11 protein-coding genes are annotated in these 14,879 nt (G+C 71.5%); 7 read left to right on the top strand and 4 right to left on the bottom strand.

The features are described from left to right. The first annotated feature begins 18 nt into the window (after positions 1-18). Positions 19-975, top strand: a complete 957-nt coding sequence (cofD, locus tag OG522_RS22890) for a 2-phospho-L-lactate transferase (RefSeq protein WP_329464870.1) — start codon at positions 19-21, stop codon at positions 973-975. Further along, positions 972-2,264 carry a coenzyme F420-0:L-glutamate ligase gene (locus OG522_RS22885; RefSeq protein WP_329464869.1) on the top strand — a complete coding sequence of 431 codons (1,293 nt, stop codon included), beginning with the start codon at positions 972-974 and terminating at the stop codon, positions 2,262-2,264. Before cofD ends, OG522_RS22885 begins: the two co-directional genes overlap by 4 nt. Before the next feature lie 6 nt (positions 2,265-2,270). Here OG522_RS22885 and OG522_RS22880 read toward each other — a convergent pair whose 3' ends face one another. From OG522_RS22880 to OG522_RS22870, 3 genes are all read right to left on the bottom strand, one after another. Next, a complete protein-coding gene (locus tag OG522_RS22880; protein WP_329464868.1) occupies positions 2,271-3,239 on the bottom strand; it encodes a DNA-3-methyladenine glycosylase family protein in 969 nt (322 codons plus the stop codon). A gap of 156 nt (positions 3,240-3,395) precedes the next feature. Beyond that, complete coding sequence (locus OG522_RS22875) at positions 3,396-4,478, bottom strand: NDP-sugar synthase (RefSeq protein WP_329464867.1); 1,083 nt, start codon at positions 4,476-4,478, stop codon at positions 3,396-3,398. Between the two features lie 108 nt (positions 4,479-4,586). Continuing rightward, positions 4,587-5,864, bottom strand: a complete 1,278-nt coding sequence (locus tag OG522_RS22870) for a peptidoglycan recognition protein family protein (protein WP_329464866.1) — start codon at positions 5,862-5,864, stop codon at positions 4,587-4,589. Positions 5,865-5,993: 129 nt separating this feature from the next. Here OG522_RS22870 and OG522_RS22865 point away from each other — a divergent pair, with 129 nt between their 5' ends. The 4 genes from OG522_RS22865 (at position 5,994) to OG522_RS22850 (ending at position 12,107) form a co-directional block, all read left to right on the top strand. After that, a complete protein-coding gene (locus tag OG522_RS22865) occupies positions 5,994-6,746 on the top strand; it encodes a TIGR03089 family protein (protein WP_329464865.1) in 753 nt (250 codons plus the stop codon). 195 nt (positions 6,747-6,941) lie between these two features. Next, a complete protein-coding gene (locus tag OG522_RS22860; protein WP_443074735.1) occupies positions 6,942-8,333 on the top strand; it encodes an LCP family protein in 1,392 nt (463 codons plus the stop codon). Between the two features lie 218 nt (positions 8,334-8,551). Next, positions 8,552-10,282 carry an LCP family protein gene (locus OG522_RS22855; protein WP_329464863.1) on the top strand — a complete coding sequence of 577 codons (1,731 nt, stop codon included), beginning with the start codon at positions 8,552-8,554 and terminating at the stop codon, positions 10,280-10,282. 58 nt (positions 10,283-10,340) lie between these two features. Continuing rightward, positions 10,341-12,107, top strand: coding sequence for an LCP family protein (locus OG522_RS22850; protein WP_329464862.1), 1,767 nt, complete (start codon positions 10,341-10,343; stop codon positions 12,105-12,107). A 113-nt stretch (positions 12,108-12,220) separates the two neighbouring features. On the opposite strand, the gene OG522_RS22845 is transcribed toward OG522_RS22850, so the two are convergent. After that, positions 12,221-13,237 carry a glycosyltransferase family 2 protein gene (locus OG522_RS22845; RefSeq protein WP_329464861.1) on the bottom strand — a complete coding sequence of 339 codons (1,017 nt, stop codon included), beginning with the start codon at positions 13,235-13,237 and terminating at the stop codon, positions 12,221-12,223. A 119-nt stretch (positions 13,238-13,356) separates the two neighbouring features. Between OG522_RS22845 and OG522_RS22840 the strand changes: the two genes are divergently transcribed. Then, on the top strand, positions 13,357-14,844 hold the full coding sequence (locus tag OG522_RS22840; protein WP_443074734.1) for an LCP family protein: 1,488 nt from the start codon (positions 13,357-13,359) through the stop codon (positions 14,842-14,844). Positions 14,845-14,879: the final 35 nt, after the last annotated feature.

The following is a 14,879-nucleotide window of genomic DNA, read 5'->3' as shown; positions in this document are numbered from 1 at the left end:
GCCTGACAGACTGTCTGCATGCGCATTGTGGTCTTGGCAGGCGGCATCGGTGGTGCCCGCTTCCTCCGTGGTCTGAAGTCCGCCGCCCCCGACGCGGACATCACCGTCATCGGCAACACCGGTGACGACATCCATCTGTTCGGCCTGAAGGTCTGCCCCGACCTCGACACCGTGATGTACACCCTGGGCGGTGGCATCAACGAGGAGCAGGGCTGGGGGCGTACCGACGAGACCTTCAAGGTCAAGGAGGAGCTCGCGGCGTACGGCGTGGGACCCGAGTGGTTCGGACTCGGCGACCGCGACTTCGCGACCCACATCGTCCGTACGCAGATGCTGGGCGCGGGCTACTCGCTGAGCGCCGTCACCGAGGCGCTGTGCGCCCGCTGGCAGCCCGGCGTCCGCCTCATCCCGATGTCCGACGACCGGGTGGAGACCCATGTCGCCGTCGACCTGGACGGCGAGCGCAGGGCGATCCACTTCCAGGAGTACTGGGTGAGGCTGCGCGCCTCCGTGGACGCGCAGGCAGTGGTCCCGGTCGGCGCCGAGCAGGCCAAGCCCGCGCCCGGCGTCCTCGAAGCGATCGCCGCGGCCGACGTCATCCTCTTCCCGCCGTCCAACCCGGTCGTCTCGGTCGGCACGATCCTGGCCGTACCCGGCATCCGCGAGGCGATCGCGGAGGCGGGCGTGCCGGTGGTCGGCCTCTCTCCCATCGTCGGTGACGCGCCGGTGCGCGGCATGGCGGACAAGGTGCTCGCGGCGGTCGGCGTCGAGTCCACGGCGGCGGCGGTGGCCGAGCACTACGGCTCGGGCCTGCTCGACGGCTGGCTCATCGACACGGTCGATGCCGCCTCGGTCGCCCGCGTCGAGGAGGCGGGCATCCGCTGCCGCGCCGTGCCGCTGATGATGACGGACCTGGAGGCGACGACCGCGATGGCCCGCGAGGCGCTGACGCTGGCCGAGGAGGTCCGCGCGTGAACGCTCCTTCCTTCCGGGTGTGGGCGGTCCCCGGACTGCCGGAGATCCAGGCGGGTGACGACCTCGCGAAGCTGATAGCGACGGCCGCGCCCGATCTCGCCGACGGCGACATCCTGCTCGTCACCTCGAAGATCGTCTCCAAGGCGGAGGGCCGCATCGTGGAGGCCGCCGACCGCGAGGCGGCCATAGACACGGAGACGGTACGGGTGGTGGCCCGCCGCGGCGCCCTGCGCATCGTCGAGAACCGCCAGGGCCTGGTCATGGCCGCGGCGGGCGTCGACGCCTCCAACACCCGGGCCGGCACCGTGCTGCTGCTGCCCGAGGATCCGGACGCCTCGGCGGCCGCGATCCGCGCCGGGCTGCGCGACGCGCTCGGCGTCGAGGTCGGCGTGATCGTGACGGACACCTTCGGGCGCCCGTGGCGCAGCGGCCTGACCGACGTGGCGATCGGCGCGAGTGGCGTACGGGTCCTGGACGATCTGCGCGGCGGCACGGACGCGCACGGCAACCCGCTGAGCGCGACGGTGATCTCGCACGCCGACGAACTGGCCGCGGCGGGCGACCTGGTGAAGGGCAAGGCCGGCGGTCTCCCGGTCGCCGTGGTCCGGGGGCTGGCGCACCTGGCGGGCGAGGGCTCGGCCCGCGAGATGGTCCGCGCCCCGGCGGACGACATGTTCCGCCTCGGCACCTCGGAGGCGGTCCGGGAGGCGGTCACCCAGCGGCGTACGGTGCGGGCCTTCACGGCCGAGCCCGTCGACCCGGGCGCCGTGCGGCGCGCGGTGGAGGCGGCGGTGACCGCCCCGGCCCCGCACCACACGACGCCCTGGCGCTTCGTCCTGCTCGAATCGCCCGAGTCGCGCACCCGGCTGCTCGACGCGATGCGGGACGCCTGGATCGAGGACCTGCGCCGCGACGAGAAGTCCGAGGAGTCCATCGCCAAGCGCGTGGCCCGCGGCGACGTCCTGCGCGCCGCACCGTACTTGGTCGTTCCCTGCCTGGTGATGGACGGCTCACACACCTACGGCGATGCCCGCCGCGACGGTGCCGAGCGCGAGATGTTCGTGGTCGCGGCGGGCGCCGGCGTCCAGAACTTCCTGGTCGCCCTGGCCGGCGAACGCCTGGGCTCGGCCTGGGTGTCCTCGACGATGTTCTGCCGCGACGTGGTACGCGACTGCCTTGATCTGCCCGCGGGTTGGGACCCCATGGGGGCGGTGGCCGTGGGCCACGCGGCTCAGCCTGCCAAGGAGCGGCCGGCGCGGGAGGCTTCGGACTTCATCGAGGTGCGCTGAACTCCCCTACAGCGCCGCGATGTTACGGGGCTGCATGCGCGGCGCGCGGCGGGGCGGGGTCCGTCCGCTCAGCAGGATCAGGCGGGCGGCCCGGTGGCGCTGGCCCGCGTACGGTTCGAGCAGTGACAGCATCTCGGCGTCGTCGGCATGGCGGTTGCCCGCGAGGGCGTGGCCGATGATGCCGGGCAGGTGGAGGTCGCCGACTGTCACCAAGTCGGCTGCCCCGATGGCCCGTTGGAGGGCTTCGGCCGATGTCCACGGGCCGATGCCGGGGATGAGTTCGAGGCGTTCGGCGGCGGCTCGCGGGGCCATCGCCACCGCCTCCTCCATCCGGCGGGCCACCCGTACCGCGCGCAGGATCGTCGCCGACCTCTTGGAGTCGACCCCGGCGCGATGCCACTCCCAGGACGGGATCAGCGCCCAGGTCCGGGGTTCGGGCATGACGTGCATGCCCTCGGGCGCACCCGGGGCGGGCTCGCCGTACTTGCGCACCAGGAGCCGCCAGGCGCGGTAGGCCTCGTCCGCGGTGACCTTCTGCTCCAGGATCGACGGGATCAGGGATTCCAGCACCAGACCGGTACGGGTCAGGCGCAGGCCGGGGCGGGCGCGGTGTGTCTCGGCGACGAGGCGGTGGCGGGGCTCGAAGTCATCGAAGTCGTCCAACTCCCCCAGCATCGCCGGGAGTTGGTCCAGCATCCACTGAGCGCCCGGCCCCCACGCATCGGCGTGCGCCACGCCCTCGCGGGCGGTCACCCGCAGGGTGGCGGGCCCGGCCGGAGTGCGCGAGGTGCGCCAGACCGCGCCGTCGGCGGTGGTGCGGAAGGTGGGGTCGGCGGGGCCGCGCCTGAGGGGCGTCAGCGTGAGGGCGAGGTCGAGGGGGCCCTTGCTCGGGGCCCAGATCCGCGACTGTGCCGCCGGGCGCGGTGCGGGGATGCCGGCGCGGCTGCTGGTGCGGGGGGTGAATCGTCCTGCCACCCTTCGAGGGTACGGGGTCCCTTCCCCGCCCGGGGCGCCCGAGTGCCGGGGCCCCCGGCCCCCAGACCCCGTTCGCGCCTCGCGGGCGCTCGTCGCGGGGAACCGCGCGAGCACCCCGCTCGGTCTGCGGACGACGGACCCCCGCCCGGCGCGGGGCTACTGGTCCGAGGAGAAGCGCACGGCGCCCGCCGGGAGCACGGTGTCGCACCAGACCCTGACACCGTGGCGGAGCTCGTTGTCGGGACCCACCCGCGCGCCGTCGCCCACGACCGCTCCGGCCAGGATCGTCCGCGCGCCGATGCGCGCCCCGGCTCCCACCAGCGAGTCCGTGATCACCGCGCCCGGTTCGATCACCGCGTCGGACAGGATCGTGCTGCCCGTGATCCGCGCGCCCTCGCCGACCACCGCACCGTGGCCCACCACCGTGCCGCCCGTCAGCTTCGCGTCGGGCGCGACCGTCGCCGTCGGCAGGACGAGGCGGTCGCCGCAGCGGCCGGGGACCGCCGGGGAGGGGGCCCGGCCGAGCACCAGGTCGGCCGAGCCGCGGACGAAGGCCTGCGGGGTACCCAGGTCCAGCCAGTACGTCGAATCCACCATGCCCTGGAGGTGCGCGCCCCCGGCCAGCAGGCCGGGGAAGGTCTCCCGCTCCACCGAGACGGGCCGGCCCGCCGGGATGTCGTCGATCACCGAGCGGCGGAACACGTACGCCCCCGCGTTGATCTGGTCGGTGACGATCTCCTCGGGGGTCTGCGGCTTCTCCAGGAAGGCCGTGACCCGCCCGGTCGGATCCGTGGGAACGAGGCCGAACGCCCTCGGGTCCTCGACCCGGGTCAGATGCAGGGAGACGTCCGCACCGGACGAGCTGTGGGTGTCGACCAGCGCCCTGATGTCCAAGCCCGTCAGGATGTCGCCGTTGAAGATCAGCACCGGGTCGTCGGGGCCCGAGGTCAGTCTGGACGCCACGTTGCGGATGGCGCCGCCGGTGCCGAGCGGCTCGTCCTCCGTCACGTACTCGATGCTGAGGCCGAGCGCGGAGCCGTCGCCGAAGTACGGCTCGAACACCTCGGCCAGGTAGGAGGTGGCCAGGACGATGTGGTCGACGCCCGCCGCGTGGGCGCGGGCCAGTTGGTGGGTGAGGAACGGGACCCCGGCCGCCGGAACCATCGGCTTCGGGGTGTTCACCGTGAGCGGGCGCAGCCTCGTGCCCTTGCCGCCGACCAGGAGGATCGCTTCTGTCACCTGTCGTCTCTGCTTCCTGCTGGGGCCGGCCTTCGGATTCCGTCGCGTTCCGGCGGAACTCCCGGCCGGCCAGTGTATGCAGACTGTCCGGATGCTCATGCGGCCCGGTCAGCGCCGGCCCTGGTAGTGCGCCGCGGAGACGCGGGCCGTGCCGAGCCTGCTGTACAGGCGCGCCCCCGGGCAGTCGGTCGAGAACCCGTCGCGGTGACCGGAGATGGCGTTGAGCCTGACGCTGCGCCCCTTCTTGTAGCGGTTGCCGCCGCCCGAGACCAGCGTGCTCCTGCCCGCCGGGTTCACTCCGTACAGTCCGAGCTTCCAGGCGGCGAGCTTTTCGATGGCTTTGAGGGCGGCGGCCGACGGGTTGGTGTTGTTGTACGTGCCAAGGACCGCGATGCCCGTGCTGTTGGTGTTGAAACCGAGAGTGTGCGCGCCCATGACGGCCTTGGCCACACCCCCGGCGCGGCCTTCGTAGATGTTTCCGCACTTGTCGACGGCGAAGTTGTAGCCGATGTCCCGCCAGCCGCTGCTCTTGACGTGGTAGCGGTAGATACTGCGCAGGACGGAGGGCGCCTGGGCGCAGCTGTATCCGTTGCCCGACGCGGTGTGGTGGACGAAGGCGACCTTGACGCTCTTGGTGTAGACGAAGCCCTTCTCGCGCAGCCGCTCGTCGGCGCCCCAGCCCCGGCGGGTGATGATGCGCGGCCGCGCCCCGACGTACGGGCGGGCCCGCGATCCGGCGCCGAGCCCCTCGGACGCCTCGGACACCTCCGCCGCCTCGGCCTCGCTCGCGGCCTTGTCGAGCGCGGGCAGGACGGTGGGGCCCTGCCCGGCGGGGGAGTTCTCGGATTCGTCCTCGCCCGCGGGGCCCGCGCCGGGGTCGACGAGATCCAGGCGCAGACCGGCGGGGAGCGGCGCGGCGGCGCGTTCCCCTTCGGCCGGTTCGGCGCTCACCCGGGCCTCGACGGCGTCCGAGTCGCCCACCCACAGCGGGGCGGTGGAGCCGTGTGGGGCGCCCCCGGCCTCGGCGGTGCCCGGGTCGGCGGCGTGGTCGTGGTTGTGGGTTTCCAGGTCCTGCCAGGCGGACCAGGCGCCGCCCGCGCGGGCCCGGGTGCGGACCTGGACGCTGCCGTGCAGTTCGTCCCGCACGTCGTCCCAGACCACACCGACCAGGGAGAACGGCTTCACCTCCCGTTGTGCCAGGCCCTCTTGGGTGCCGCCGGCCCCCGAGCGGTCCGCGTCCAGCGGAGTCAGGGGCAGCGACTGGGTGGAGCCCGCGGGTTCGGCGGCGGAGGAGGACGCCACCGCTACGGGCGCCGTGGCCGCCAGAGGGAGGGCGAGCGCCGCGACAGTGGCGACGCCGATCGAAGAGGCGAGGAAGCTACGCATGCAGACGATGGTGGACATACTTGTACAAATCTGTCCATTGCGGAACTGACGGCCCGTCGGCCAAACCGGTGTACGCACCCGGCCCACCGGTGCCGGTGCCACACGGGCGCGCCCCGTAGCCTTGCCCGTGTGAACGCCAGCGACCGCACCCCTGCCGACCTGCTGCGATCCGCGCTCGCCGCGGACCCGGGCCGCCCCTTCATCACCTTCTACGACGACGCCACCGGCGAGCGGGTGGAACTGTCCGTCGCCACCTTCGCCAATTGGGTGGCCAAGACCGCGAATCTGCTCCAGGGCGATCTCGCCGCCTCGCCCGGCGACCGGCTCGCGCTGCTGCTGCCCGCGCACTGGCAGAGCGCCGTGTGGCTGATGGCCTGCCACTCGGTGGGCGTGGCCGTCGAGATCGGCGGCGCGGCGGCCGAAGCCGACCTCGTGGTCAGCGGCCCCGACACACTGGAGGAGGCCCGCGCCTGCACCGGTGAGCGGGTGGCGCTCGCGCTACGCCCGCTCGGCGGCCGCTTCCCGCAACCGCCCGCCGGCTTCGTGGACTACGCCGTCGAGGTGCCGAGCCAGGGCGACCGGTTCGCGCCGTACGCGCCCGTCGACCCGGCAGGTCCCGCCCTCACCGTCGACGGGATCGACATGAGCGCCGCCGAACTCGTGGCACGGGCCCGCGAGGAGGCCGCGGCGCTCGGCCTCGGCGCCGGTGCGAGGCTGCTCTCGGCGCTCTCGTACGACAGCTGGCGCGGTCTGGCCCACGGGCTGTACGCGCCGCTCGCCTCGGGCGGCTCCGTCGTCCTGTGCCGCAACCTGGCTCAACTGGCCGACGGCGGGCTGGAGAAGCGCGCCGAGAGCGAGCGCGTCACCCACCGCTCGCTGTAGGGGCCGGTACCGATCTCCACCCTTGTGGCCCACTGAACGCCGAGCCCCCGGGCCCCGCCGCCCACCCCGGTACATGATCGACCGTACGCACAACCACGCGCGATGCGGTCGTCCACCGGGGTGCCCGGCGGGCCGGCGCGCCGCCGACCCGTGACGGCCCGATGGCCATGAAGGCCGTGAAGGATGGACGCCGACGTGACCGACAGTGCTGGCACGCCCCCCGAACCGGAGCACCGGCCCGGGGACGAGCAGCCACCGCCGGGCACCGACACGGAACCGGCGACCACGGACGACGCGGACGCCGACACCGACGCCGACGGGGAACCGGACGCACAGGCCACGGCCACGGACGACGGCAAAAGCGACAGCGACAGCGACAGCGACAGCGGTATCGACGCCGGAACGGACGCGGACGCGGAGCCGGAGGCCGTCGGCGGGGTCAAGAAGGGCCGCCGATGGCTGCGTTGGACCGCGCTCGGCCTCTCCGTCGCCGTGCTCGCCGCCGCCGGGACCGGCTGGTGGCTCTACAAGAAGCTCGACGGCAACATCCACACCGACACCTCCGCCGCACACGAACTGGAGGAGTACGAGCGGGAGCGGCCCGCCTCCCTCGTGCGCGGCGCGGAGAACGTGCTGCTCATCGGCTCGGACTCGCGCGCGGGCAGCAACTCCAGGTACGGCAGGGACGACGGCGGCGCCCAGCGCTCGGACACCACGATCCTGCTGCACCTGGCCGCCGACCGGCGCAGCGCAACCGCCGTCTCGCTGCCGCGTGACCTGATGGTGGACATCCCCGGCTGCGGCAGACCGGACGGCACCCGCACCAACGAGCAATTCGCCCAGTTCAACTGGGCGTTCGAGTTCGGCGGCGCGGCCTGCTCGATCCGTACGGTCGAGAAGATGACCCGGGTGCGCGTCGACCACCACATGGTCATCGACTTCAACGGGTTCAAGGACATGGTCGACGCGGTGGACGGCGTGGAGGTGTGCCTGAAGGAGCCCGTCGACGACCAGCAGGCCCATGTGAAGCTCCCCGCCGGACGCCAGATCCTGCACGGCGAGCAGGCACTCGGCTTCGTACGCTCCCGGCACGGCATCGGCGACGGCAGCGACACCCAACGCATGGACCGCCAACAGCAGTTCCTCGGTTCGCTGGTCAAGAAGGTGCAGAGCAACGGCGTGCTGCTCAACCCGACGCGGCTCTATCCGGTCCTGGACGCGGCGACCAAGTCGATCACTACGGATGCCGGCCTGAACACCCTGCGGGACCTGTACGACCTGGTGCGGTCGATGCGCGACATTCCGACCGAGAACGTCCAGTTCCTCACGGTTCCGCGTCAGGCCTACGCGTACGACCAGAACCGCGACGAGCTCGTACAGCCGGACGCGGACCGGCTGTTCCAGCAATTGCGGGAGGATCTTCCGGTCAAGGTGGCCGTCCCCGCGGATGGCGCGAAGACCAACGCGGGCAACAAGGGCGGCGCCGGATCCGACGGCGACAAGCCGGACGATCCGGACCCCTCGCCGAGCCCGTCTCCCGCGCCCACCTATGCGGGGACCACCGCGGCCTCGGGCATGTGCGGTTAGGCACCCGACCGAGGAAATGCCCGCGCCGGTCTACGGATTGAGGCCAAATGCCCGGTTGTAAAGGGCGTGGAATTTGTCACGGCCGTCGCTCTTGGCTGAACTGGCCAGATAGTGTGACGCGATCCGGTGCGAGTGGCCAGCGGGCCGCGCACTGCAGGAGCGAATGATTGAGCGCTTTGGGGGAAGCGACTCGGCACCGACGGAGGACAGAAGCGACCGTGGATGCGCAGAGCCGTGGGCGGGCCGACGAGGTCGACCCCGCCGACCAGTGGGTTCTCAACCCGGAAACCGGCAATTACGAATTGCGACTGAATCCTTCCGGTACGCAGTCGGATTCCGGCCCCTCCCGGTCCGGCGGCACCGCATCCAGCAGAAGAAAGGCCCCGTCCGGCCGCTCCGGGCGCCGCGAGGTGCCGGAGCAGCGCAACCGCCGGGGCGAAAAGCCCCCCGAGGCGTCCGCCGACGGCCAGGGCCGCCGCAAGCGCAAGCCCAAGGCGCCCCGCAAGAAGAAGGCGCTGCTGTGGACGGGCGGGGTGATGGGCTTCGTCCTCGTCGTCGGCGCGGGCGGTGCCTACTGGCTCTACCAGCACTTCAACGGCAATCTGAACACCGTCGACGTGGGTGACGCGGGCAGCAAGAGCTCGGTGCCGGACGGGGCGTTCAACATCCTCGTCATCGGCACCGACAAGCGCACCGGCAAGGGCAACGACGGCTACGGCGACGCCGGCAGCGAGGGCCACGCCGACACCAACATCCTCTTCCACGTCTCCGCGGACCGGACCAACGCGACCGCGATGTCCATCCCGCGCGACATGATCATCGACGTCCCCGACTGCCCGACGAAGCAGCAGGACGGCACCACCAAGACGGTCCGGGCCGAGCGGAAGGTGCGCTTCAACACCAGCCTGGGCCAGGAGGGCCGCGACCCGGGCTGCACGATGCGTACGGTCAAGCAGCTCACCGGTCTCAACGTCGACCACTTCATGATGGCGGACTTCAACGCCGTCAAGGAGCTGTCGACGGCCGTCGGCGGCGTCAAGGTCTGCCTCACCAAGCCGGTGAACGACCCCAAGTCGCATCTGAAGCTCCCGGCCGGTGAGAGCGTCGTCAAGGGCGAGCAGGCCCTCGCGTTCGTACGGACCCGGCACAGCTTCGGCGACGAGAGCGACCTCTCCCGGATCAAGCAGCAGCAGCAGTTCCTGAGTTCGATGATCCGGCAGATGAAGTCGGACGACACCCTGGGCAGCCCGACCAAGATGTACGGTCTCGCGGACGCGGCGACCAAGGCGCTCACGGTCGACTCCGGGATAGGCAGCATCAAGAAGCTGACCGACCTCGCCCAGGTGCTCGGCAAGATCGACGCGAAGAACATCACCTTCACCACGCTGCCGGTGATCGACAACCCGGCCGAGGGCAAGAAGCACATCACGGTCGTGCCCGACCCGACGAAGGCCGACGCGCTGTTCGCGATGATGCGCTCCGACACCTCGCTGACCGAGGTCAAGAAGAAGGAGGCGGACGCCAAGAGCGCGGCCGCCGCCGAGGAGGCCGCCCGCCTCAACGGCCCGCGCGCCAAGTCGTCCGACGTACGGGTCACCGTGCTCAACGGGGGTGCGGAGGCCGGTTCTGCGGGCACGGTGGTCACCTGGCTGCAGAACCAGGAGGGCGTACTCAAGTCGAGCAACGGCTCGAACGCGCCGGCCAAGGTGCCCGCGACGGTCCTCGCGTACGCGCCGAACCAGGCGGACCAGGCCCGCAAGCTCGCGGACCTGTTCGGCCTGCCGGCCTCGGCCCTGAAGCCGGGCACGAAGGACGCCGTGGGCAAGGAGGCCATGGTGCTGACCCTCGGCCCCGACTTCAAGCAGGCGGGAACACCCATCGCCGCTCCGGCCAAGGCGCCGGAGGGCATTCAGAAGGTCGAAGCCGACAAGTCGGTGTGCGCCAAGTAACGGACACTCACGGCCCGTCCGGGCCCGGGGGGAGTCTGAACGACAGGGGGGTTTTGGGGTGGGCAAGAACAGCGTGCGCGGGGAGGGGACACCCGGCCGCGTGGAGCACGCGGGCGAACTCGGCTGGGACGAGAGCCTGTACGGGGACGACGCGTCCGAGGCGTCCGGCACGGCCGCGGGATCCTCGGGTCATTCGGGATCCGACGGTGCCACGGAGCCCGCGCGGTCCGGCGAGTCCAAGGACGACTCCGGCGCGTCGAAGGACGGGCCCGGCAAGGGCGGCGGCCCCGGTTCCGCGGCGGGCACCGGGCACCGAAGGGGCGGGCGCCGCAAACGCGGCAAACGCAAGCACCGAATACTGAGATGGACCGCGATCACGCTCGCGGTCCTCATACTCGGGACGGCCAGCGCCGGTTACCTGTACTACCAGCACCTGAACAACAGCATCCGCAAGGGCGACCGCAGTGCGGGCGGCAGCGACGCCAAGAAGACCGCGCCGAACGCCGACGGCCAGACGCCGTTGAACATCCTGCTCATCGGCTCGGACAGCCGGGCCTCGGACGACAACGTCAAGCTCGGCGGCGGCAAGGACATCCGGGACGGCGACGCGCACGCGGACGTACAGATGCTGCTGCACGTCTCGGCCGACCGCAAGAACGCCTCGGTCGTGAGCATCCCGCGCGACACTCGGGTGGACGTGCCCGAGTGCAAGGACACCGTGAAGAACAAGGTCAACCCGCCCACGAACGCCATCATCAACGAGGCGCTCGGGCGCGGCGGGGCGGGCTGTGTCCTGGACACCTGGGAGAAGCTGACCGGCATCTACATCGACCACTGGATGATGGTCGACTTCGCCGGTGTCGTGGCCATCTCGGACGCGGTGGGCGGCGCCGACGTCTGCGTGAAGCAGAACATCGACGACCACCCCACGAAGCTCCAGAAGGGCGGCTCGGGTCTGCACCTCACCGCGGGCAACCACACGGTGAAGGGCGAGCAGGCCCTCCAGTGGCTGCGCACCCGGCACGCCTTCGGCAGCGACATCGGCCGCTCCGAAGCCCAGCACATGTACATGAACTCGGTGATCCGCAACCTCAAGGACCAGAACGCGTTCACCGACACGGGCCGCCTGATGGGCATCGCCGAAACCGCGGTCAAGGCGCTCCAGGTGTCCTCGGAGCTCAACGTCAAGAAGCTGTTCGACCTGGGGATGGAGCTCAAGGACATCCCCATGGACCGCATCAACATGCTGACCATGCCGCGCCTGCCCGACCCCAAGGACCCGGATGCCCACGTGGTGCCGGACAAGGCCAAGGCCGACGCGCTGTGGGCGCTGCTGCGGGACGACAAGCCGCTGGACGGCAAGAGCGACGGCAAGCCTGCCGCCGCGCCCTCCAAGGGGCCGGCCGCGGCAAGCGCCGACTCGCTCGCGGTGACCGTGGTCAACGGCACCGGCACGGGCGGCCGCGTCGCCGCCAAGGGCCGGGCCACCGAGGTGGTCAACGCCCTCAAGGCCAAGGGCTTCAAGAAGGCCGACACGGGTTCCAGCAACCCCGCCTCCGCCAGTGAGGTCGACTACCCCCAGGCTTCGGGCGCGCAGGGCAAGGCGGACGCGGAGTCGATCGCCACGGCGCTCGGCCTGCCCGCCTCCGCGGTCAAGGCCTCCGACGTCAAGAGTCTGACCCTGGTGGTCGGCGCCGACTGGCGCAGCGGCGACAGCTACCCGAAGCAGGATCCCAAGGCGAGCGACCCGCTCAAGGACACCGAGACGGTCAACGGAGCCGACAAGGGCGCCTGCATGGACGTGTACGCGCCCTACCGCTTCTAGTCCGCCCGCCTACGGGAAAGGGGGCGCCCGGTGCTTTCGGCACCGGGCGCCCCCTTCACGTTCGTACGGGGCAATTCGGGCGGGTCAGTTCGTGGCGGTCAGTTCGTGGCGGGTCACACGGATGTGGTCCGCACCGCCGGACGGCGGCTCGCGATGACCTTCTTCGCCAGCGCCTTCGGGCTGGTCAGGAAGCCGTAGCCCCACGACATGTGCATGGTGGCGAGCGCCACCGGGATCTGGGCACGGGCCTTGAGGGAGAGTCCCTTGCCCGCCGGGACGGAGCCCGCGACGATCGCGGCCAGATAGCCGGCCGGAACCACGAGCCCCCACGGCGTCACCAGCGCGCCCACCACGACGCCGGCGGCGATCGCGCAGACGGCCGTCGGCGGCGCGAGGTAGCGCAGGTTGATGGAGCCCTCGTGGTAGCGGGCCACCACATGGCGCCAACGCCCGTAGTCCTTGTACTGCTTGGCCAGCGCCTTCACCGACGGGCGGGGCCGGTACTGGACCTTGAGCTCGGGCGAGAACCAGATGAGGCCGCCGGCCTCCCGGATCCGGAAGTTCAGCTCCCAGTCCTGGGCGCGGATGAACTCCTCGTTGTAGCCGCCCTGTTGCTCCAGGGCCTCGCGGCGGAAGACACCCAGGTACACGGTCTCCGCGGGCCCGGCCTCGCCTCCGGTGTGGAAGGCCGCGTTGCCGACGCCGATCTTCGAGGTCATCGCGGCCGCGACCGCGTCCTCCCAGGCGTTCTCGCCCTCGGCGTGCATGATGCCGCCGACGTTCTGCGCACCGCTCTCCTCCAGGAGGCGTACGGCGGTGGCGATGTAGTTCGGCGAGAGCATGCCGTGGCCGTCGACGCGTACCACGATCGGGTGGCGGGAAGCCTTGATGGCCGCGTTCAGGGCCGCCGGCGTACGCCCGGTGGGATTGGGGACGGTGTGGACGCGGGGGTCTTCGCGCACCAGCTCGGCGGCGATCTCGTCGGTGCGGTCCGTGGACGGGCCGAGCGCGATCACCACCTCCATCTCGCCCGCGTACTCCTGTTCCAGGATGTGACGGACCGAGTTGCGCAGATGCCGCTCCTCATTGAGGACCGGCATGATCACGGAAACAGCAGGCGTGGCGTTCATCGGTGGTCACGTTACCGCGAATGGGGGACACGGTCGCGCGGCGGCCGGGCGGTGCACGGGGTAGCTGATCGTATGGGCCTACGGTGCTCAAGATCCCCCTGTCACCCGCGGAGGTCCCCGTGCCCACGCCGCCCCGCCCGCGCCCCGCCCGCAGCGTTGCTCCCCGCAGCCGACAGCAGGACGAGCGGCCCCGCTGGGGGATGCGCCTGGCGACCACGCTGTCCGTCCTGGTGCTCGGCGCGGGCGGCGTGGGGCACGCGGTGGTGACCGGTCTGGACGGCGGGATCGGCCGGGTGGACCCGTTCCGGGACATGAAGAACCGGCCGCAGGGCGGTCACGGCACCAACATCCTGCTCGTCGGCACCGACGGCCGGGACAAGATCACGCCGGAGGAGAAGCAGAAGTACCGGCTCGGCGGGGCGCCCTGCCACTGCACCGACACGATCATGATGGTGCACGTCTCGGCGGACCGGCGCCGGGTCAGCGTGGTGAGCCTGCCGCGCGATTCGTACGCCGAGGTCCCCGAGCACACCGACGAGGCCACCGGCCAGCACCACCCCCAGCACCCGCTGAAGCTGAACGCGGCGTACGCCGAGGGCGGCCCCGCGCTGACGGTGAGCACCATCGAGAATATGACCGGGCTGAAGATCGACCACTATCTGGAGGTCGACTTCACCAGCTTCATGAAGACGGTCGACGTGGTGGGCGGGGTGCAGATCTGCACGGTCCGCCCGATGAAGGACTCCTACACCGGGCTCGACCTCGCCGCGGGCACCCATCAGCTGAACGGCGGCGAGGCGCTCCAGTACGTACGCTCCCGGCACATCGACGGGGCCGCCGACCTCGGCCGGATGCAGCGCCAGCAGCGCTTCCTGGCGGCGCTGATCTCCAAGGCGACGAGCAACGGGGTGCTCCTGAACCCGGTGAAGTTCCGCGAGGTCGCCTCGTCCCTGCTGTCCTCGGTACGCGCCGACGAGGGCTTCGGGATCGAGGAGATGCTGTCGTTCGGCTCGGCGATGAAGGGCTTCTCCCCCTCGTCGTCGGACTTCACGACCGTGCCGCTCGGGCAGCTCAGCTTCCCGGTCAAGGGCATCGGCTCGACGGTGAAGTGGGACGACGCCAAGGCGAAGAAGCTGTTCCGGCTGCTGCGCGACGACAAGTCGCTGACCGGGCGGAGCGGGCCGAAGGCCGCGCAGCCGAGCGTCAAGGACGCGAAGCCGCCGCACCGGGGATCGGGCGCGATGGTGGAGGTGGCACCCGAGCAGATCAACGTGCAGGTCTACAACGGAACCCGCACCGACGGGCTCGGCCGCCGCGTCGACGACGCGCTGCACGCCACCGGCTTCAAGACCACCGGCACCCCGCTGGCCAGCACGAACCTGGAGATGCGCCGCACCCTGATCGAGTACGACCCGCGCTGGGACCGCTCGGCGCGGTCGCTCTCGATCGCGCTGCCGGGCAGCGAGCTGCACCCGGTCAAGGGGCTCGGCGCCAGGATGAAGGTGACAGCGGGCGCCGACTTCAAGGACGTCGTCCCGGTGCGGGCGCAGGAGCCGCCGCAGGGTGACTTCGGCACGGTGACCGGGGACCAGGTGGTCTGCCCCTGAGGCCCCGGGCGGCTGCCCGGCGAGCCCTCGCCGGC

Origin of the sequence: Streptomyces sp. NBC_01431 (assembly GCF_036231355.1) — a bacterium.
Lineage (GTDB): Bacteria > Actinomycetota > Actinomycetes > Streptomycetales > Streptomycetaceae > Streptomyces.
The sequence above is the reverse complement of the archived record's forward strand: the minus strand, read 5'-3'. Positions and strand labels throughout refer to the sequence as shown.

Coding starts and splice junctions, on each gene's coding strand:
- cofD (WP_329464870.1), top strand. CDS start 19: ATGCGCATTGTGGTCTTGGCAGGCGGCATCGGTGGTGCCCGCTTCCTC.
- OG522_RS22870 (WP_329464866.1), bottom strand. CDS start 5,864: ATGCGTAGCTTCCTCGCCTCTTCGATCGGCGTCGCCACTGTCGCGGCG.
- OG522_RS22845 (WP_329464861.1), bottom strand. CDS start 13,237: ATGAACGCCACGCCTGCTGTTTCCGTGATCATGCCGGTCCTCAATGAG.